Source organism: Burkholderia sp. MSMB2157WGS, assembly GCF_001532755.1.
Taxonomy (GTDB): Bacteria; Pseudomonadota; Gammaproteobacteria; order Burkholderiales; family Burkholderiaceae; genus Burkholderia.
The window spans coordinates 108,017-126,285 of sequence record NZ_LPJG01000002.1 but is presented as its reverse complement, the minus strand read 5'-3'; the positions used below and the strand labels follow the sequence as shown (position 1 = coordinate 126,285).

Here is an 18,269-nt window from a genome sequence, read left to right as displayed (position 1 = left end):
GAGAGAACCGCCATGCCTCCCCTGCCCCTGCTCGGTGCGCTGCTCGACACCGCCGGCGCCGCACTCAAGGCCGCCCGCGGCTCGAGTGCGTCCGCCGCCAGCGATGCGTCGGCCGCCGCGAGCGCCGTGCCGTTCGCGCAGACGCTGAAGCAAAGCGTCGCCACGCGCGGCGATACGGCCAACGCCGGTACGCCGGACGTGTCGACCCAACAGGTTTCGTCGAAGCCGGCCGCCGGCGCGAAGCCGTCCGGCACGAACGACGACGACGCGACCGACGATACGACCGCGAACGCCGCCGCCAACCCCGATGCCGCAGCACTCGCGGCCGCCGCCGCCGTACAGGCGCAACTGCAGGCACGCCCGGACCCTGCGACGCCGGCCGATGCGGCGAGCGCCGCTGCCGCCGCTGCCACGACGCAAAAGACGGCCGTGTCCGGCCAGCCGGACGCCACGGCGATGCTCGCCCACCACGCGAGTCAGGACGCTGCCGCCGAGCCGAGCGATCCGGCATCGAGCCGCGACGCACTGCAAGCGGCGCTCGCCAAGCTGACGGGCGGCGCGGGCGCGATCGCGATGCCGGTGACCGGCGCGGCCGCCTCCACCACGCCGACGGCGCCGGCAGCGACCGCGTCGACCGCCGCCGCGCCGCCGACACCGAAAGTGCCGACCTTCGACCGCACGCTCGCCGATGCGAAAGGCGCGCTCGCCTCCCAGCAGACGCCGACTCAGCTCACGCCGCAAGCGCTGCAAGCCGACGCGAACGCGCAGTCCGGCTCACAGCACGCGCTCGCGGCGGCCGGCAACGCGACGGACCCGGCCGCCAGCGCGACGCTCGCGGCCGGCGCAACGGCTGCTGCCGCCGCGCAGGCGAACCTGCAACTGTCGCCGGCCGCCGGCGCGATCGCCGCCGCCAACGCGCACGCGCTCGCGCCGCACGTCGGCACGGCCGACTGGACGGATGCGCTGAGCCAGAAAGTGGTGTTCCTGTCGAATGCGCACCAGCAGAGCGCCGAGCTGACGCTCAACCCGCCCGATCTCGGGCCGCTGCAGGTCGTGCTGCGCGTCGCGGACAATCACGCGCACGCGCTGTTCGTGTCGCAGCACGCGCAGGTGCGCGACGCGGTCGAAGCCGCGCTGCCGAAGCTGCGCGAGGCGATGGAAGCCGGCGGGCTCGGGCTCGGCAGCGCGACCGTCAGCGACGGCGGCCTCGCTTCGCAGCAACAGCAGCCCAACCCGCAGCAGACCTTCGCCGGCGGCCAGTCGTCGCGACGCGGGACCGGCGGACCGTCAGCCGTCGATGCACCCGCCGACGCCGCGCCATCCGCACCGGTCGCCGCACGCGCGAGCCGCGCCGGCCTCGTGGATACGTTTGCCTGAGCATGACCGCCGCCGTGCGCGCCGCGTCTAGCGGCCGTGCACCGCGGCAGCCGCCTCGCCGCGCGGCACGCCGCTGCGCCGCGCCGCGACGATGAAGTCTGCCGCGCGTTCGCCGATCATCACCGACGGCGCATTCGTATTCCCGCCGATCAGCGTCGGCATCACCGACGCATCCACCACGCGCAGCGCGTCGACGCCGCGCACGCGCAGTTGCGGATCGACGACCGCGCGCGCATCCGAGCCCATCCGGCAGGTGCCGACCGGGTGATAGATCGTGTCCGCATGCGCGACGATCGTCGCGCGCAGTTCCGCTTCGCTCTGGTCCGGCCGCGTGTACAGCTCGCGCCCGCCCTGCGACGCGAGCGGCGCCTGCGACAGGATGCGCCGCATCGCCTGCGCGCCGCGCACCAGCAGGTCGAGATCGCGCGAATCGCTGAAGAAGCGCGGATCGATCAGCGGCGCGTCGCGCGCATCGCCGCTCGCGAGCGCGACCGTGCCGCGGCTGAACGGCCGCAATGCGCACACGTGCAGCGAATAGCCGAAACCCCAGTGCATCTTGCGGTTGTGATCGTCGACGAGCGCCGTGCAGAAATGCAGTTGCAGGTCCGGACGCTCGAGCGACGGATCGCTCTTGATGAAGCCGCCGGCCTCCGCGACGTTGCTCGTCATCATCCCCGTGCGGCTCGAGAAATAGCGCGCGAGCGCCGGCGTCATCTTCGCGATGCCGCGCAGGCACACGCCGACCAGCTCCGACGAATTCACGCGCGTGTTGATGATGAAGTCGATGTGGTCGATCAGGTTCGTGCCGACGTCCGGCGCATCCTGCACGACCGCGATCCCGTGCCGGCGCAATTGCTCCGCCGGGCCGATCCCCGAGCACATCAGCAGTTGCGGCGAATTGAACGCGCCGGCCGACAGGATCACTTCCGCGCGCGCGCCGAGCGTCTCGATCCGCCCGTTGCGCGACACGACGACGCCGACCGCGCGCTTGCCGTCGAACCCGACGCGCAGCGCCGTCGCATCGGTGATCACGTGCAGGTTCGGCCGGTTGCGGCCGTAGATGTACGCGCGCGCCACGCTGCAGCGCGAGCCGTCGCGATGCGTGACCTGATAGAAGCCGACGCCTTCCTGCGTCGCGCCGTTGAAGTCGTCGTTCAGCGGATAGCCGGCCGCGTGCGCGGCCTGGATGAATCGTTCGGAGAACGGATTGCGAAAGCGCAGATCCGACACCGACAGCGGGCCGTCCGCGCCGTGCCACGCGTCGGCGCCGCGCTCGTTGCCTTCCGCGCGGCGGAAATACGGCAGCACGTCCTGCCAGCCCCAGCCCGTCGCGCCGAGTTGCGCCCACTCGTCGTAGTCGCCCGGGTGGCCGCGCGTGTAGATCATCGCGTTGATCGCGCTCGAGCCGCCCATCCCGCGCCCGCGCGGTTGATACCCGCGCCGCCCGCCGAGGCCCGGCTGCGGCACCGTCTCGTAGCCGTAGTTGGTGCCGAGCTTGAACGGCACCAGCGCCGCGATGCCGACCGGCATGTTGACGAGCAGGTTGCGCTCCGTATGCGAGCCGGCCTCGATCAGCGCGATCGTCGCATCGGGGCAGGCATCGGCGAGACGGCCGGCGAGGCTCGAGCCGCCCGAACCGCCGCCGACGATGATGTAGTCGTATTGCATGTCACGTCTCCGTCGTGTCATGGAAGGCGCCCGGCACCGCCGCGCGACCGCGTCTCCTCTTGTGTTCGGGCATTGTAGGAATGGCCGTCGCGTGCGCGGCGCGCGGATTCAAGAGCGATTCCTCTAAACGCCCGCGTGAACTAAATTTAAGATGTACCGATACGCTTCGCGCGATGTACCGGCCACGAGAAGCCGATTCGTCGCGAAACGGGAGGAACGACGATGCAGCGCCGGATTCTGCAGGCCGCGTGTCGACCGGGTGATCACGAGGTCGCGCGCGCGGCCCGTATTTCATTTCAAACGACGGCCCACGCGACGATGCTCGGCATCATGCGTGCGGTCGGTCGAAATCGAACGGCGCGTGTCGTCGTCGACCGTTTGGACGGTGAGTCGGCGCCGCTGCACGATGCACGGTGGCGCGCGGTCGCATACGCGTCGCGCTACCCGGTCGCGGTGCGCGGGCAGACGATCGCGAGAAGGTATCGCGTGCCCGCTCGTCACCGTATCGAGTCGCGCGCGCAGGCCGTGCGACACGATTTTCGGGCGCGCGCACCGTCGCGCGGATACGACGCCTGCCGCGTGCCGCCACCGGTTTTCGAGCACCCGTCGCATCCGGCCCCGTGCCGCGCGACACGCATCACCCGATCCGCGTCGCCGCGCTCGCCGAGCGTGCGCGTGCGGCGTGACGGCCGGCCGATCGGCCAGGCCCAACTGGAGGAGACGACATGAAGAACGACCTGCCCGAACTGGCCCCGCAAGCACTGCCGTCGGTCGATGCGCTGACGTCGCTGCTGCACGACCAGCGCGCGGCGTACCTGCGCGCACCGTACCCGGCATGGGACACGCGTGCGCAGCACCTGCGCGCGCTGCGCACGATGCTGATCGACCACGCGGACGCGCTCGCCGACGCGATCAGCGCCGATTTCGGCCATCGCGCGAAACAGGAAGTGCTGCTGTCGGAAATCTGGATGGCGAAGGAAGAGATCGACGATGCGCTGAAGCACGGCAAGCGCTGGATGAAGCCGATCCGCAAGCCGATGAACAAGTGGCTGCGCCCGGCGCGCGCGAAGGTGATCCCGCAACCGCTCGGCGTGGTCGGCATCGTCGTGCCGTGGAACTACCCGGTGCTGCTCGCGGCGGGCCCGCTGATCTGCGCGCTCGCCGCCGGCAACCGCGCGATCGTCAAGATGTCCGAACTGACGCCGCGCACGTCGGCGCTGTTCGAGCAGCTCGTCGGCAAGACCTTCGCGCGCGACCACGTCGCGGTCGTGAACGGCGACGCGGAGGTCGGCGCCGCATTCAGCGCGCTGCCGTTCGATCATCTGCTGTTCACCGGCTCGACGCACGTCGGCCGCCACGTGATGCGCGCGGCCGCCGACAACCTCACGCCCGTCACGCTCGAGCTCGGCGGCAAGTCGCCGGCGATCGTCGGTCCGAATGCGCGCTTCGACGCGGCCGTCGACGCGATCGTCGCCGGCAAGACGCTGAACGCCGGCCAGACCTGCATCGCGCCCGACTACGTGCTGCTGCCGCGCGGGATGGAAGGCGCGTTCATCGAACGCGCGCGGACCCGCTTCGCGAAGCTGTATCCGGACCTGGCGGCCAACGGCGACTACACGACGATCGTGTCGCCGCGTCACTACGCGCGCCTGCAGCAACTCGCGAGCGACGCGCAGGCAGCCGGCGCGCAATTGCATCCGCTGTCCGACGCGCAGTCCGATCCCGTGTCGCGCCGCTTCGTGCCGTGCGCGGTCACGCAGGCGCCGGCCGCGTCGTCGCTGATGCAGGAGGAGATCTTCGGGCCGCTGCTGCCGCTCGTGCCGTACGAGCGGCTCGACGAGGCGATCGCGTACGTCAATGCGCGCCCGCGTCCGCTCGCGCTGTACCTGTTCGACGAGGATCGCGGCACGATCGACCGCGTGATGCGCGAAACGGTGTCGGGCGGCGTATCGATCAACGAAACGCTGATGCACATCGCGTGCGGCAGCTTGCCGTTCGGCGGCGTCGGTGCGAGCGGCATGGGCGCGTATCACGGCTACGACGGCTTCGTGACGTTCTCGAAGATGAAGCCGGTGCTCACGCAGGCGCGGCTGAACGCACGCAACCTGCTCGCGCCGCCGTACGGCAAACGCTTCGCCGCGCTGATCAAGCTGATGCTGAAATTCTGAGCCGGCCGGGCCGCACGCATCGCGTCGCGGCCCTTGCGTGCCTGATGCGCGGCACCACGCCACGCCGCGCACGCAGCCGTCACACCGGCCAGAGCGGCCCTTCCTGCATCGCGCCGATTTGCTCGCGCAATTCGAGCACACGCGCTTCCCAGTAACGATGCGTGTTGAACCACGGGAAGGCGGCCGGAAACGCGGGATCGTCCCAGCGCCGCGCGAGCCACGCCGCATAGTGGATCAGCCGCAGCGTGCGCAGCGCCTCGACCAGATGCAGCTCGCGCGGCTCGAATTCGCAGAAATCCTCGTAGCCGGCGAGCAGGTCCGCCAGCGCGCGCGACGCGCCTTCGCGATCGCCCGGCAGCAGCAGCCACAGATCCTGGACGGCCGGCGCCATCCGGCTGTCGTCGAAGTCGACGAAATGCGGGCCGGCATCGGTCCACAGCACGTTGCTCGGATGACAGTCGCCGTGCGTGCGCAGCAGGCGAACCGCTCCGGCGCGCTCGAACGCGGCCTCGACGCCTTCGAGCGCGAGCGCGACCGCGCTCGCGTACGCCGGTCTTACGTCGTCCGGAATGAAATCGTGCGCGAGCAGATAGTCGCGCGGCTCGTAGCCGAACGTATCGATGTCGAGCACGGGACGCGCGACGTACGGCTGCGTCGCGCCGACCGCATGAATACGGCCGATGAAGCGGCCGAGCCATTCGAGCGTGTCGCTGCGGTCGAGATCGGGGGCGCGGCCGCCGCGCCGCTCGAAGATCGAGAAGCGGAAACCGTCGAACGCGTGCAGCGTGCGGCCGTCGAACGATCGCGCGGGCACCGCCGGAATCTCGCGCGCGGCGAGCTCGGCGACGAACGCATGTTCTTCGAGAATCGCGTCGTCCGACCAGCGCGCCGGGCGATAGAACTTCGCGACGACCGGCGGGCCGTCTTCGATACCGACCTGGTAGACGCGGTTTTCGTAACTGTTGAGGGCGAGCAGGCGCCCGTCGGTGCGCAGGCCGGCCGGCATCAGCACGCTGTCGAGCGCGTCGAGCACGCATTCGGGCGTGAGGCCGGCGAACGGCGGGCTGGCGGGAGAAGCGGGAGCGGAAGTGGCGTCTGTCATGCCCCGCATTGTGCCGTCAGCCGGACCGAAAGACGAGCGTCCGGTGCGATACGCCAGGGCATGTTCACGCTGATAACGGACTTGCGCCGGCCCTTGGATGAATTTCTCCAAACGGGAGAACGCGCCTTTCCGCCCGCATGGCGGCGTCGTTCGTCGTTGCAATGGCGACGGCTATTGCGCCTCCTCTCTTCTTGCACGCACCCGAAGGAAGTCCCCTTGGGGGACGGGTGCAAAGGTGCGTTCGCAAGCCCGTTACAAGCGCGAACAGGCCCTAGTGAAGCGCCGCGCCGGCCGGCAGGACGGATTCGCCGGTGTCGATCAGATCCTCGAGAAAGAAGGGCTCGGTGTTGAGTTCTTTCGACTCGCCCGGCACGCCCGCGTACCAGGTCACCATGGCCATGTCGCCCAGGATGCGCTGGACGATGCCGCGCGCGCCTTTCGGCACCGCGATATGGGTAGTGCAGACGATCGACCCGATATGCATGATGGTTCCCCACTCTTGAATCTTGAAACCCGGCCCGCTGGCGAGCCGGCAAATGCACGATCCGCGCCGCTCTCGGCGGAGCGTCGCGCGTGATCCCATTGTTCACGGTTTATCGAAGCACGAAAAGAAGAAGAAGCAGGCGAAGTGCCGCGAATTCGTCGAATGTCTCCAATCAACCACTGCGCCGGGCGCGTACTTGTCCACCCGGTTACCCCCATCATACCCTGTCGAATGTGACCGCCCGCCGAAACCGCCCGGCACCGCCGCGCGCACGGTTTGACGCCACGTGCGTACCGCTTCGCTTCTTCCGTGCGGGATCGTCGGCACACGCGCCGCGATCGGCGCCGACTTCGCGTCGCGCGCGCCGCATGCCGACCGCTTTTCACCCGTTTGCGCATGCTCGCGTGCGCAGCGGCCGGCGCACCGGCGTCGGCCCGTATCGACGCAACATGTCGCTCGCGACAGGCAGCCGCCGACAGGCGTTGCGTTCGGCGGTTGTCTTGCGGTACCTTAGGCTTTCGTTCGCGTTCACTCGCATTCCGACACGATGCATCCGTTCACGTCCGCCCTCGCCCAATCCCGGCCGCAGTTCGACTCGCGGCCGCAGGCGTGCGCGCATCCGTCGGTCCTTCCCCCTCCTGTCGCACCGCCGCCCGTCAGCGCTGCGCCGCCCCCGCCGGCGGCACGCGTCGGCTGACCGGCCGGCTTCCGTTTTCGTCTTCCATTCGCCTCGTTGGCTGCAGGTGCGTGCGTCGTGACGCACGGCATGTTGCTGCGCGCGCGAATGGAACGTTTCGATCCGTTCGACAGGTGGATTCACATGGTTTCGTTCAAACGCGCGCTTGCCGCGCATGGCGCGACGTCGCTCTTCGTGCTGCTGTGGAGCAGCGGGGCGATCTTCGCTGAACTCGGTCTGCGTCACGCATCCGCGTTCGCCTTTCTCACTGCCCGTTTCGCGCTCGCATCGCTCGTGCTGCTCGCGCTGGCCTTCGTGCGCAGGCGCTGGCTGCCGCCGCGCGGCGAGCGGCGCATGGCCGCGCTGACCGGCTTGCTGATGATGGGCGGCTATTCGATCTTCTACCTGCTCGCGCTCGAGCGCGGCATCGCGCCCGGCGTGCTCGCGACGATCCTCGGCGTGCAGCCGATCCTCACGCTCGCGATCGTCGAGCGTCGCTGGCAGCCGGTGCGCATCGCGGGACTCGCGCTGTCGCTCGCCGGCCTCGCGCTCGTCGTCGGGCGTGGCGTGAGCGACATGAGCGGCGGGAAGGGCGGCCTGTCGGCTGCCGGCATCGCGTGCGCGCTCACGGCGCTCGTCGCGCTGACCGTCGGCTCGCTGCTGCAAAAGCGCGTCCGCGCGGCGCCCGCCGACGTGCTGCCGCTGCAGAATGCGATCGGCCTCGCGCTGTGCATCGCGATCGCGCCGTTCCGGCCGGTGTCGTTCGACACGAGCTGGGCGTTCGTCGTGCCGCTGCTGTGGCTCGGCATCGTGATTTCGGTGATCGCGCAACTGCTGTTCTACCGATTGATGCAGCGCGGCGATCTCGTGAACGTGACGAGCCTGTTCTATCTCGTGCCCGTCGTCACCACGCTGATGGATGCCGTGTGGCTCGGCAACCGGCCCGAGCCGCTCGCGCTCGCCGGCATGGGCGCGATCGTCGCCGGGCTCGCGCTCGTGTTCCGCACGCCGGCCGGCCGCCCGCACCCCGAGCGCGCGTGAGCGGGCGGGCCGCCGCGCCTGCGGGGGCGGCGGCCCGCATCGGACACATACGACGATTCCGCGAAAATCGAAAGGAACGGGAAAGATGCGTGCAAGGCGTTCGTCTTGCTTGCACGAAAAACGCGTGCTTCTCGGGGTTTTCCGCTGATTTTTAATGGTTCGGATAGCGAAAAACGCCGCCGGTTGCCTATACTCGAATGGACGGCCTGCACGTAACGGGCCGGACCCATACTAGAAACGCCCGGCATGGGACCGGGGTGAGCGTACGCATGCCGACTTCGGCCGACATCCCGCGAGGATGGAGCCCAGGCAAGCACCGAAACGCCCACTTCGGTCGACACTGGAGACACGCATGACGACCTATTTCACGATCGGCGACTTCATCCTGTTGATTCCGATGGCGCTGGCCGGAGCGCTATTTCTCGGCGCGGTGCCGTGCGCGACCCAATTCCGTCACAACCTGCTGCGCGTACTCGGCGTCATTCTCGGCGTCGGTGTCGCGGTGCTGCTCGTTGAAGGCCTGCCTGCGCTGATCTAGCGCGCCGCCGGCGCGCGACGTGCGTCGCTGCGTCGCCGCGACGCGACGCGACGTACGGTCCGCGGGCCGGCGACACGGCACGCGATGTTTCGCATGCCGTATCGACTCGCGATCAGATCGCCTGATCGGTGGACGGCTTTTCCCACAGATTGATGCCGCCTTCCGTCGCGTAACGATCGATCTCCGCGAGCTCCTCCGCCGAGAATTCGAGGTTCTTCAACGCACCGACGTTCTCGCGCACCTGCTCCGCGCGGCTCGCGCCGATCAGCGCGGACGTCACGCGACCGTGACGCAGCACCCACGCCAGGGCCATCTGCGCCAGGCTCTGCCCGCGCCGTTCGGCGATCGTGTTGAGCTTGCGCACATGCTCGAGATTGTCCGCGCTCAGGTGTTCCTGCTTCAGCGAGCCGCCGCCCGGCTTGTTCACGCGCGCGTCGGCCGGCACGCCATTCAGGTACTTCGACGTCAGCAAGCCCTGCGCGAGCGGCGTGAACGCGATGCTGCCCGCGCCGACGTCGTCGAGCGTGCCGAGCAGGTCGCGCTCGATCCAGCGGTTCAGCATGTTGTACGAAGGCTGGTGAATCAGCAGCGGCACCTTGTATTGCGCGAGCAGCTCGGCCATCTCGCGCGTCTTCGCGGCCGAATACGACGAGATGCCGATGTAGAGCGCCTTGCCCTGCTGCACGGCCGACGCGAGTGCGCCCGCCGTTTCCTCGAGCGGCGTGTGCGCGTCGAATCGGTGCGAATAGAAGATGTCGACGTAGTCGAGCCCCATCCGCTGCAGGCTCTGGTCGAGACTCGCGAGCACGTACTTGCGCGATCCGCCGCCGCTGCCGTACGGCCCCGGCCACATGTCCCAGCCGGCCTTCGTCGAGATCAGCAGCTCGTCGCGATACGGCCGGAAATCCTCCTTCAGCAGCCGGCCGAAATTGATTTCGGCGCTGCCGTACGGCGGCCCGTAGTTGTTCGCGAGGTCGAAGTGGTTGATGCCGAGGTCGAACGCGGTGCGCAGGATCTCGCGCTGCGTCGAGATCGGCGTCGAGTCGCCGAAGTTGTGCCACAGACCCAGCGACAGGGCGGGCAGTTTGAGCCCGGATTTGCCGCAGGTGCGGTATTGCATGTCGGCATAACGTTCGGAAGCTGCTTCGTAGGCCATGAGTCTGTTCCGTCAGGACATCGGGGGAAGGGACGCGCGCCGGCCGCGCACGTGGCGCGACGGCGGCGAAGGAGTCATACGACGACTATGGTAGCGAAAGCGGCCGGATCGCGCACGGCGGCACGGCGATGGACGCGACCGCGGCCGTCGCCTACACTGCGGCGTCTCGAATCACCGTTTCAGCGAGGTTGGTATGTCCCGGGTCATCTCGGTTGCACTGCTCGTCGGCGGCATCGTGCTGCTGTATTTCGGCGGCCAGTCGTTCCATTCGATCAACGACAACGTGTCGCGCTTCTTCACCGGCTCGCCGGCGACGAAGACGATTCTGCTGATCGTCGGCGGCGCCGTCGCATCGTTCGCCGGCCTGATCGGCCTCGCGATGCCGGGCAGCAAGCGCTGATCGCTGCGCATCGCGACGCCCGCACGCCCAACCTCACGCGCGCGGGCCGCACCAAACGAAACGGGCGGCCACGCCGCCCGTTGCTTCATTCGCCCGCGACGCGCCGCATCGCGTGACCGGAGGCGGCAACACCCTGCCGCCCCGATCCCGACCTAGAACTGCACTTCCGGCTTCGACGCCGAGCGTGTGCCGGGCACCGGCCGGTTGCTTGCGCCGTGATACGTGTACACGAGCGAGAACTTCACCTGGTCGGAACGGTTCTGCCCGGCCGAATGCAGCGTGTTGCAGTGGAAGAACACGACATCGCCCGTTCCCAGCGACGGACACGTGGCCGCGTCGATCATCCTGCGGTTTTCCGGCAGATCGCCGCGGAAGAACTTCGCGTCGTCGAACGCTTCCGGCCCGAATTCGGCCGTATGCGAACCGGGCACGAGCCACAACGCGCCGTTCTCGTTGGTTTCCGGCCCGAGGGCAAGCCACACCGACACCATGTCGGGGCGCTCGAACGCCCAGTAGCGGAAATCGCGATGCCAACCGGTCAGGCTGCCGTACGCCGGGTGCTTCGTCATCATGCAGTTGTGATGCGCGCGCGACAGCACGGGTTCTTCACCGAAATACTCGCGCATCCACGCGCCGATTTCAGGGGCCACCGCGCGCTCGGCAAACGCCGGATCGCGCGAATACGCGTCGAGCAGCCGCCGCACCGTATGCCCGCCCGGCGCATGCTTCGATTCGGGCGCGCCCGGGTAGCGCAGGTCAGCCTCGAACTCGATCGGCTCGGCAGCCTCCCGCAACTGACGCTCCGCGATCTGCCTGAGCGCCGCGCACTGCGCCTCGCCGACGAGGCCGCGCGCGACGACGAAGCCGCGCTCGCGCAATTCCGCGACTTGCGCGCGGATCGATTCCGACTGCAATGGAGACGACATGGGATGCCAGACGTTTATTGTGTGAATGTGACGATTGTAAATCGGCGCCGGATACCGCGAACAGCACCATTGTCGTGCGCAGGGGCATGCCAATCGCGGCTTTGATCCGGGTCAAGGGAACTGTGCGACGCGGCACCTGCCCCAGCGACAGGCGGTATGCGGCACACGCGTTGCGGCACAAGGGTTTATCGCGACTTTTGCCCGTCACGAAACCCCTGTAGCCTGACGCGGCCTGTCAATTCTGGCGGGGGCGGCGCGCAGCGGGATCCGATAAGATCCGTTGTGCCATCCGAGGCCGTTCATACCAGTGCGCTCTTCAGGCGCCACCCATACAAGCGAAGCATCGTTCACATGCCATTCCGTCTGACTTCCCGTTTCAACCGCGCTGCGAAGCGCGTCGTGCCGTCCGCTCCCGCCCGCTCGCTGCGCCATCACCGCGCACGCACGCAGGCGCTGGCCGAGCGTACGCACACGCACAGCCGGCTGGACGGCATCCGTGCGTGGTTCCACGCGTTTTTCTCGATGATGAGCGCACAGACGTTCGCGCGCCGCGCCGGCCTGCGCTCGCTGCTGCAGAAGCCGTCGTCGCTGCGCGCGCTCGCGCTGCGCCGCACGCTCGGCCCGCAGCGCCGCGTCAACCGCCCGCGCCGCCTCGCGGCGAGCAATGGCTGGTTCGGGTTCGGCGCACGCTGAGCGAATGCCTGGCGGGCATGGCCCGCACCGATCGCCGCCATTGCATCGGCGACCGAAATCCATAAAAAAACCCCGGCCTGGCCGGGGTTTTTCATTTCAGGCGAACGACGCTTACGCGACGCGTGCCGTCGGCTCCACACCGGCCGCTTCGGCCAGCGCGAGCGCCTTGTCGGTCGCTTCCCACGAGAATTCCGGCTCTTCGCGGCCGAAGTGGCCGTAAGCCGCGGTCTTCTCGTAGATCGGGCGCAGCAGGTCGAGCATCTTGATGATGCCCTTCGGACGCAGGTCGAAATGCTCGCGCACGAGCTTCGTGATCACCGCATCCGACACGCGGCCCGTGCCGAACGTGTTGACCATCACCGAGGTCGGCTCGGCCACGCCGATCGCGTACGACACCTGGATCAGCGCGCGCGACGCGAGGCCCGCGGCGACGATGTTCTTCGCGACGTAGCGGCCGGCATAGGCAGCCGAACGGTCGACCTTCGACGGATCCTTGCCCGAGAACGCGCCGCCGCCGTGCGGTGCGGCACCGCCGTACGTGTCGACGATGATCTTGCGGCCGGTCAGGCCGCAATCGCCCTGCGGGCCGCCGATCACGAACCGGCCGGTCGGGTTCACGAGGAACTTGATGTCGCCCTTGATCAGATCGGCCGGCAGCGTCGGCTTGATGATTTCCTCGATCACGGCTTCGCGCAGCGCGGGCAGCTCGATGTCCGGTGCGTGCTGCGTCGACAGCACGACGGTGTCGATCGAATCGGGCTTGCCGTCCACGTAGCGGACGGTGACCTGCGACTTCGCGTCCGGACGCAGCCATTGCAGGCGACCGTCGCGGCGCAGGCTGGCCTGGCGCTCGACGAGGCGATGCGACAGGTAGATCGGCAGCGGCATCAGTTCCGGCGTTTCGTCGCACGCATAGCCGAACATCAGGCCCTGGTCGCCCGCGCCTTGATCGAGGTTGTCGTCGTGTGCGCGATCGACGCCCTGCGCGATGTCCGGCGACTGCTTGTCGTACGCGACGAGCACCGCGCAGCCCTTGTAGTCGATGCCGTAGTCGGTGTTGTCGTAGCCGATGCGCTTGATCGTGTCGCGCGCGATCTGGATGTAATCGATGTTGGCCGTCGTGGTGATTTCACCGGCCAGCACGACGAGACCCGTGTTGCACAGCGTTTCGGCCGCAACGCGGGAATATTTGTCCTGCTCGAGGATGGCGTCGAGAATCGCGTCCGAGATTTGGTCCGCGACCTTGTCCGGATGGCCTTCGGAGACGGATTCGGACGTGAAGAGATAATCGTTTGCCACTTTTTCAGGCTCCTGTGTGGTTACGGTTGGTTTCACGTAGCCAGCTTCGTTGGGCCTGAAGCGGCGACGCTTTAGCGGATTACCAGGACCGGGCAGCGCGTGTCGCGCCAGCCGGCTTCGCCCCGCAAGTTGTCAGTTAACTCGGCGAAGCCCGTATTATAGCGGCTTTCCTGAATTGTCACAGAGCGCCGCCCGTGCTGCATCTTCCGCTGTCTCACCACCCTGTTCGCAACGTGCCGGCCTGCCGGCCCTACGGAGCTTCCGCATGCTAGGCCGCCTCGGCACGCACCTCGCCATCGGCTTGCTGAAGCTGCTCGCCCTGCTGCCGTACGGTCTCACCGCACGGTTCGGCGACGGCCTCGGCTGGCTGCTGTATCAGATCCCCAGCCGGCGAAAGCGCATCGTACATACGAATCTGAAACTCTGCTTCCCCGACTGGAGCGACGAGCGGCGCGAGGACGTGGCGGGCCGGCATTTCCGCCATGCGATCCGCAGCTACGTCGAGCGCAGCGTGCAGTGGTTCGGCTCGGAGAAAAAGCTCGCGAAACTGATCCAGGTCGACAGCGCGGTCGATCTCACCGATCCCGACCTGCCGCCGACGCTGTTCCTCGGGCTGCACTTCGTCGGCATCGAAGCCGGTTCGATCTGGCTCAACCGGTCGCTGCAGCGCCGCTGCGGATCGCTGTACCAGCCGTTCTCGAACGCGGTGCTCGAGGAAGAGGCGAAGAAGGCGCGCGGGCGCTTCGACGCCGAGATGGTCGGCCGCGCGGACAGCGCGCGCGTCGTGCTGCGCTGGCTGCGCGACCGCAAGCCGGTGATGCTCGGCGCCGACATGGACTACGGGCTGCGCAATTCGACGTTCGTGCCGTTCTTCGGCGTGCCGGCCTGCACGCTGACGGCCGTCGGCCGGCTCGCGAAGACGGGCCGCGCGCAGGTCGTGCCGTTCATCGGCGAGGTGCTGCCGAACTACAAGGGCTATCGGCTGAAGGTGTTCAAGCCGTGGGACAACTACCCGACCGGCGACGACGATCTCGACGCGCGGCGGATGAACGAATTCCTCGAGGAACAGATTCCGCTGATGCCCGAGCAGTATTACTGGGTGCACAAGCGCTTCAAGACGCGCCCGCCTGGCGAGCCGAGCCTCTACTGAGACTGAGCAGCATCGGCCTGCGGGCGCACGGTCAGGCGCGCGTCCGCACTCGGGTTACCTTCGGCACGCCTTTCGCGCGTGCCTGCCACAGATCGTAGGCGGATTGCTGCGCGAGCCACAGATCCGCACGGCCGCCATTCTCCTCGCCGAGCCATGCCTCGAGGCGCAGCGCCATTTCCGGCGAGATTCCTGCATGGCCGTGCAGGATGCGCGACAGCGCCGCGCGCGTGACGCCAAGTTGCGCGGCAGCCTCGGTGACAGTCAGGCCCAGCGCCGGTAGCACGTCCTCGCGCAACGCTTCGCCCGGATGCGGTGGATTGAAGATGCGAGTCATGGCTTGAATCACCTCGATGGTAGTCCTGGTAATCGACCAGGACGGCATCGGCTCCGTCGAAGCTGAACGTCAAACGCCAGTTGCTGCTCACGCTCACCGCGTAATGGCCGTCCAGCCCTCGGGCCAGGCCGTGAAAGCGCCAGCCCGGCACGTTCATGTCGAGCGGCCGGCTCGCAGCGTCGAGACGTGCGAGCTGGCGCCGTAACCTCGGGGCATGGTCGGGCCGGATGCCCGCCTTGTTCCCGCTCGTGAAAAACGCTTCCAGCCCCTTGTGCTGCCACGACTTGATCATGGATCTCCCACATTCGAGTCGCGATGCCGACAGCATGGCCCATGCGTATAGCCACACTATACGAATCGCTTGATTGCGCTGTCAATTTGACCTGTACGAAAGTGCGCGTCCCGCTCATCCGCTGTTTTCGCCGAGCCTTGCGCCCGCCGTGACAGGTTCGCCACACCGCACCAATTTGCCCACCCGCCTCGCATGCGACCAGTCGACCGATCGGCAGATACCGCTCCCTGCCCGCCTTCGCCCGCGGTACAAACCGGTCGCCCACGCAGGACGCCCCTGTCGGCTGCATGTATCATTTGCGGTTGAGATCAGCACGACGAACGAGGCCGCCCCGGCGTGGCCGCCGGCCGTCCGTGCCGACCGCCTCGTTCGCCATGGAATTCCGGACCCAGTGAAACTCTCGTTCACCAAGATGCACGGCGCGGGCAACGACTTCGTCGTGCTCGACGGCTATTCGCGCGCGCTGCCGCCGCTCACCGACGCGCAGGTGCGCGCGCTCGCCAACCGCCACTTCGGCATCGGCGCCGATCAGTTGCTGCTGGTCGAGAAACCGACCGTCGACGGCGCGGATTTCAAGTACCGGATCTTCAATTGCGACGGCGGCGAGGTCGAGCACTGCGGCAACGGCGCGCGCTGTTTCGTGAAGTTCGTCAGCGACCGCGGCCTGACCGACAAGCGCAGCGTGCGCGTGCAGGTCATGAAGGGCCTGATCACGCTGACGATGCAGGACAACGGCGAAGTCGTCGTCGACATGGGTGCGCCCGTGTTCGCGCCGGCGCAGGTGCCGTTCGATGCATCGGGCCTCGACGGCCGGGCCTACGGCAACGACACGCTGTGGCCGCTCGACGTCGGCGGCGCGACGCGCTGGATCTCGACGGTGTCGATGGGCAACCCGCACGCGGTGCAGGTCGTCGACGACGCCGAAGCGTATCCGGTGCTGGAAGAAGGCCCGCTGATCGAGCGCCATGCGCGCTTCCCGCAGCGCGTGAACGCCGGCTTCATGCAGATCGTGTCGCGCCGCGAAGTGAAGCTGCGCGTGTACGAACGCGGCGCGGGCGAGACGCTCGCGTGCGGCACCGGCGCGTGCGCGGCGGTCGCGGCCGGCATCCGGCGCGGCCTGCTCGATTCGCCCGTGACCGTGCACACGCACGGCGGCACGCTGACGATCGGCTGGGACGGCGCGCGCGACGAAGCCGCCGCGCTGACGATGGCCGGCCCCGCCGCGACCGTGTTCGAAGGCGAGATCGACCTGACCGCCTGACCCTGCAACGTCCTTGACAACACTGAACGCTCCAGCCACATGAACGATCGCGAAGTCGCCGACTACCTGCTCGCCAATCCCGAATTCTTCGCGCAGCACGCCGAGCTGCTCGCGACGATCCGTCTCGCGAACCCGCACGGCAAGGCCGCGATCTCGCTGCAGGAGCGGCAGATGGAGATGCTGCGCGACAAGAACAAGCATCTCGAACGCCGGCTCGCCGAGCTCGTGCGCTACGGGCACGAGAACGACAGCCTGTCCGCGAAGTTCAGCCGCTGGACCGCGCGCGTGATCGCGGAGCGCGATCCGTACGCGTTGCCGCGCACGATCGCCGACGGCATCGCCGACGTGTTCGACGTGCCGCAAACGGCGGTGCGCGTGTGGGATGTGGCCGACACCTACGCGCAAGCCGACTTCGCACGCCAGGTCGGCGAGGAAGTGCGCCTGTTCACGAACGGCCTGTCGACGCCGTACTGCGGCGCGAACACGGGCTTCGAGGCCGCCCAGTGGCTCGCGCCCGCGCTCGCCGCCCCGGCCGCGAGCGCGGCGGAGGGCGCCGAAGCCGCGCCGGCCGGCGACGGCTCGGCCGCATCGGTCGCGCTGCTCGCGCTGCGTGCGCCGCTCGCCGGCAACGACGCGCCCGCGTTCGGCCTGCTGGTGCTCGGTTCGCCCGATCCGCGCCGCTTCCACGACGGGATGGCCACCGACTTCCTCGCGCAGATCGCGACGCTCGCGAGCGCCGCGCTCACGCGCCTGCTGCCGCACTGATTCGCCGCACGCGATGACCGACGATCCGATCGCCGCCTACCTGTCGAACCTGAAGCACGTCAGGCAGCTGTCGGAACACACGCTGCGCGGGTACGCGCACGAACTCGACGAACTGAAGAAGCTCGCGGCCGGCCGCCCGCTCGAAGCATTGACCGCCGCCGACATGCGCGGCGCGGTCGTGCGCGCGCACGCGGCCGGGCTGTCCGCGCGCTCGATCTCGCACCGGCTTTCCGCATGGCGCGCGTTCTATCGCTGGTTCGCGCAGCGCATCGAGATGCCCGCGAATCCCGTGGCCGGGGTACGCGCGCCCAAGCGCGAGAAATCGCTGCCCAAAGCGCTGTCGGTCGACGATGCGGTCGCCCTCATGGATACGCCGCTGCCCGAAACGACCGAAGGCGTCCGCGACCACGCGATCCTCGAGCTGTTCTATTCGTCGGGGCTGCGCCTCGCCGAACTGGTCGGGCTCGATGTCGGGTACGTGCAGGCCGACGGCTACCGCTCGGCCGGCTGGCTCGATCTCGCCGAAGCCGAAGTCACCGTGCGCGGCAAGGGCAACAAGGAGCGCAAGGTGCCGGTCGGCCGCAAGGCGATCGACGCGCTGAACGCGTGGCTCGCGGTGCGCGGCGAATTCGTGAAGCACGATCCGCATCCGCTGTTCGTGTCGGTGCGCGGCAACCGGATGTCGCCGGGCGTCGTGCGCGAACGCGTGAAGCGCGCGGCGCTCGCCGCCGGCATTCCCGCCAACGTCCACCCGCACGTGCTGCGCCACTCGTTCGCGACGCACGTGCTGCAGTCGAGCGGCGACCTGCGCGCGGTGCAGGAACTGCTGGGCCACGCGAGCGTCGCCGCGACGCAAATCTATACGTCGCTCGACTTCCAGCATCTCGCGAAAATTTACGACAGCGCGCATCCGCGCGCGAAGAAGCGCGACTGACGCGC

The 18,269-nt window shown here is 68.4% G+C and carries 17 protein-coding genes and 1 pseudogene; 10 read left to right on the top strand and 8 right to left on the bottom strand.

Features of this window, described 5'->3' with window-relative positions:
• The first annotated feature begins 12 nt into the window (after positions 1 to 12).
• Complete coding sequence (locus WT53_RS01035) at positions 13 to 1,377, top strand: flagellar hook-length control protein FliK (RefSeq protein WP_034208652.1); 1,365 nt, start codon at positions 13 to 15, stop codon at positions 1,375 to 1,377.
• A gap of 27 nt (positions 1,378 to 1,404) precedes the next feature.
• Here WT53_RS01035 and WT53_RS01030 read toward each other — a convergent pair whose 3' ends face one another.
• A complete protein-coding gene (locus tag WT53_RS01030; protein WP_034208653.1) occupies positions 1,405 to 3,045 on the bottom strand; it encodes a GMC family oxidoreductase in 1,641 nt (546 codons plus the stop codon).
• A 725-nt stretch (positions 3,046 to 3,770) separates the two neighbouring features.
• Here WT53_RS01030 and WT53_RS01020 point away from each other — a divergent pair.
• Entirely contained in the window at positions 3,771 to 5,213 is a 1,443-nt protein-coding gene (locus WT53_RS01020; RefSeq protein WP_034208655.1) for a coniferyl aldehyde dehydrogenase, read from the top strand.
• Positions 5,214 to 5,292: 79 nt separating this feature from the next.
• On the opposite strand, the gene WT53_RS01015 is transcribed toward WT53_RS01020, so the two are convergent.
• A complete protein-coding gene (locus WT53_RS01015) occupies positions 5,293 to 6,315 on the bottom strand; it encodes a serine/threonine protein kinase (protein ID WP_080747826.1) in 1,023 nt (340 codons plus the stop codon).
• Between the two features lie 271 nt (positions 6,316 to 6,586).
• The gene (locus WT53_RS01010; protein ID WP_006477514.1) at positions 6,587 to 6,799 is read right to left on the bottom strand and encodes a hypothetical protein; all 213 of its coding nucleotides are present in this window, start codon (positions 6,797 to 6,799) and stop codon (positions 6,587 to 6,589) included.
• Between the two features lie 820 nt (positions 6,800 to 7,619).
• Between WT53_RS01010 and WT53_RS01005 the strand changes: the two genes are divergently transcribed.
• Together WT53_RS01005 and WT53_RS01000 are read left to right on the top strand one after the other, a co-directional pair.
• On the top strand, positions 7,620 to 8,516 hold the full coding sequence (locus tag WT53_RS01005) for a DMT family transporter (protein WP_034208781.1): 897 nt from the start codon (positions 7,620 to 7,622) through the stop codon (positions 8,514 to 8,516).
• Between the two features lie 352 nt (positions 8,517 to 8,868).
• On the top strand, positions 8,869 to 9,054 hold the full coding sequence (locus WT53_RS01000) for a hypothetical protein (RefSeq protein WP_006482800.1): 186 nt from the start codon (positions 8,869 to 8,871) through the stop codon (positions 9,052 to 9,054).
• Between the two features lie 112 nt (positions 9,055 to 9,166).
• Here WT53_RS01000 and mgrA read toward each other — a convergent pair whose 3' ends face one another.
• A complete protein-coding gene (mgrA, locus tag WT53_RS00995; protein WP_034208657.1) occupies positions 9,167 to 10,210 on the bottom strand; it encodes an L-glyceraldehyde 3-phosphate reductase in 1,044 nt (347 codons plus the stop codon).
• A 193-nt stretch (positions 10,211 to 10,403) separates the two neighbouring features.
• Between mgrA and WT53_RS00990 the strand changes: the two genes are divergently transcribed.
• Entirely contained in the window at positions 10,404 to 10,610 is a 207-nt protein-coding gene (locus WT53_RS00990; RefSeq protein ID WP_034208658.1) for a DUF3185 family protein, read from the top strand.
• A 152-nt stretch (positions 10,611 to 10,762) separates the two neighbouring features.
• On the opposite strand, the gene WT53_RS00985 is transcribed toward WT53_RS00990, so the two are convergent.
• Positions 10,763 to 11,536, bottom strand: a complete 774-nt coding sequence (locus WT53_RS00985) for a phytanoyl-CoA dioxygenase family protein (protein ID WP_034208659.1) — start codon at positions 11,534 to 11,536, stop codon at positions 10,763 to 10,765.
• 351 nt (positions 11,537 to 11,887) lie between these two features.
• Here WT53_RS00985 and WT53_RS00980 point away from each other — a divergent pair, with 351 nt between their 5' ends.
• On the top strand, positions 11,888 to 12,229 hold the full coding sequence (locus tag WT53_RS00980) for a hypothetical protein (protein WP_034208660.1): 342 nt from the start codon (positions 11,888 to 11,890) through the stop codon (positions 12,227 to 12,229).
• A 111-nt stretch (positions 12,230 to 12,340) separates the two neighbouring features.
• Here WT53_RS00980 and metK read toward each other — a convergent pair whose 3' ends face one another.
• Positions 12,341 to 13,528, bottom strand: a complete 1,188-nt coding sequence (gene metK / locus WT53_RS00975; RefSeq protein WP_006482984.1) for a methionine adenosyltransferase — start codon at positions 13,526 to 13,528, stop codon at positions 12,341 to 12,343.
• A 265-nt stretch (positions 13,529 to 13,793) separates the two neighbouring features.
• On the opposite strand from metK, the gene lpxL reads away from it, so the two are divergent.
• Positions 13,794 to 14,678 carry a lauroyl acyltransferase LpxL gene (gene lpxL, locus WT53_RS00970; protein WP_034208661.1) on the top strand — a complete coding sequence of 295 codons (885 nt, stop codon included), beginning with the start codon at positions 13,794 to 13,796 and terminating at the stop codon, positions 14,676 to 14,678.
• A gap of 31 nt (positions 14,679 to 14,709) precedes the next feature.
• On the opposite strand, the gene WT53_RS00965 is transcribed toward lpxL, so the two are convergent.
• Both WT53_RS00965 and WT53_RS31615 read right to left on the bottom strand, forming a co-directional pair.
• On the bottom strand, positions 14,710 to 15,012 hold the full coding sequence (locus tag WT53_RS00965; protein ID WP_034208662.1) for a HigA family addiction module antitoxin: 303 nt from the start codon (positions 15,010 to 15,012) through the stop codon (positions 14,710 to 14,712).
• A 16-nt stretch (positions 15,013 to 15,028) separates the two neighbouring features.
• Positions 15,029 to 15,304: pseudogene (locus WT53_RS31615) on the bottom strand (type II toxin-antitoxin system RelE/ParE family toxin); the annotation flags it as partial.
• Between the two features lie 391 nt (positions 15,305 to 15,695).
• On the opposite strand from WT53_RS31615, the gene dapF reads away from it, so the two are divergent.
• Genes dapF through xerC form a run of 3 tightly spaced genes read left to right on the top strand, consistent with a single transcriptional unit; the run spans position 15,696 to position 18,264 of the window.
• Positions 15,696 to 16,565 (top strand): diaminopimelate epimerase, encoded by an 870-nt coding sequence (gene dapF / locus WT53_RS00955; protein ID WP_034208664.1) that lies wholly within the window; start codon positions 15,696 to 15,698, stop codon positions 16,563 to 16,565.
• Between the two features lie 39 nt (positions 16,566 to 16,604).
• A complete protein-coding gene (locus WT53_RS00950; RefSeq protein WP_034208665.1) occupies positions 16,605 to 17,330 on the top strand; it encodes a DUF484 family protein in 726 nt (241 codons plus the stop codon).
• 13 nt (positions 17,331 to 17,343) lie between these two features.
• The gene (gene xerC / locus WT53_RS00945; RefSeq protein WP_034208666.1) at positions 17,344 to 18,264 is read left to right on the top strand and encodes a tyrosine recombinase XerC; all 921 of its coding nucleotides are present in this window, start codon (positions 17,344 to 17,346) and stop codon (positions 18,262 to 18,264) included.
• Positions 18,265 to 18,269: the final 5 nt, after the last annotated feature.

Coding starts and splice junctions, on each gene's coding strand:
- WT53_RS01010 (WP_006477514.1), bottom strand. CDS start 6,799: ATGCATATCGGGTCGATCGTCTGCACTACCCATATCGCGGTGCCGAAA.
- WT53_RS01015 (WP_080747826.1), bottom strand. CDS start 6,315: ATGACAGACGCCACTTCCGCTCCCGCTTCTCCCGCCAGCCCGCCGTTC.
- WT53_RS01035 (WP_034208652.1), top strand. CDS start 13: ATGCCTCCCCTGCCCCTGCTCGGTGCGCTGCTCGACACCGCCGGCGCC.
- WT53_RS01030 (WP_034208653.1), bottom strand. CDS start 3,045: ATGCAATACGACTACATCATCGTCGGCGGCGGTTCGGGCGGCTCGAGC.
- WT53_RS01005 (WP_034208781.1), top strand. CDS start 7,620: ATGGTTTCGTTCAAACGCGCGCTTGCCGCGCATGGCGCGACGTCGCTC.
- WT53_RS00990 (WP_034208658.1), top strand. CDS start 10,404: ATGTCCCGGGTCATCTCGGTTGCACTGCTCGTCGGCGGCATCGTGCTG.
- WT53_RS01000 (WP_006482800.1), top strand. CDS start 8,869: ATGACGACCTATTTCACGATCGGCGACTTCATCCTGTTGATTCCGATG.
- mgrA (WP_034208657.1), bottom strand. CDS start 10,210: ATGGCCTACGAAGCAGCTTCCGAACGTTATGCCGACATGCAATACCGC.
- WT53_RS00985 (WP_034208659.1), bottom strand. CDS start 11,536: ATGTCGTCTCCATTGCAGTCGGAATCGATCCGCGCGCAAGTCGCGGAA.
- WT53_RS01020 (WP_034208655.1), top strand. CDS start 3,771: ATGAAGAACGACCTGCCCGAACTGGCCCCGCAAGCACTGCCGTCGGTC.
- WT53_RS00965 (WP_034208662.1), bottom strand. CDS start 15,012: ATGACTCGCATCTTCAATCCACCGCATCCGGGCGAAGCGTTGCGCGAG.
- WT53_RS00980 (WP_034208660.1), top strand. CDS start 11,888: ATGCCATTCCGTCTGACTTCCCGTTTCAACCGCGCTGCGAAGCGCGTC.
- xerC (WP_034208666.1), top strand. CDS start 17,344: ATGACCGACGATCCGATCGCCGCCTACCTGTCGAACCTGAAGCACGTC.
- WT53_RS00950 (WP_034208665.1), top strand. CDS start 16,605: ATGAACGATCGCGAAGTCGCCGACTACCTGCTCGCCAATCCCGAATTC.
- lpxL (WP_034208661.1), top strand. CDS start 13,794: ATGCTAGGCCGCCTCGGCACGCACCTCGCCATCGGCTTGCTGAAGCTG.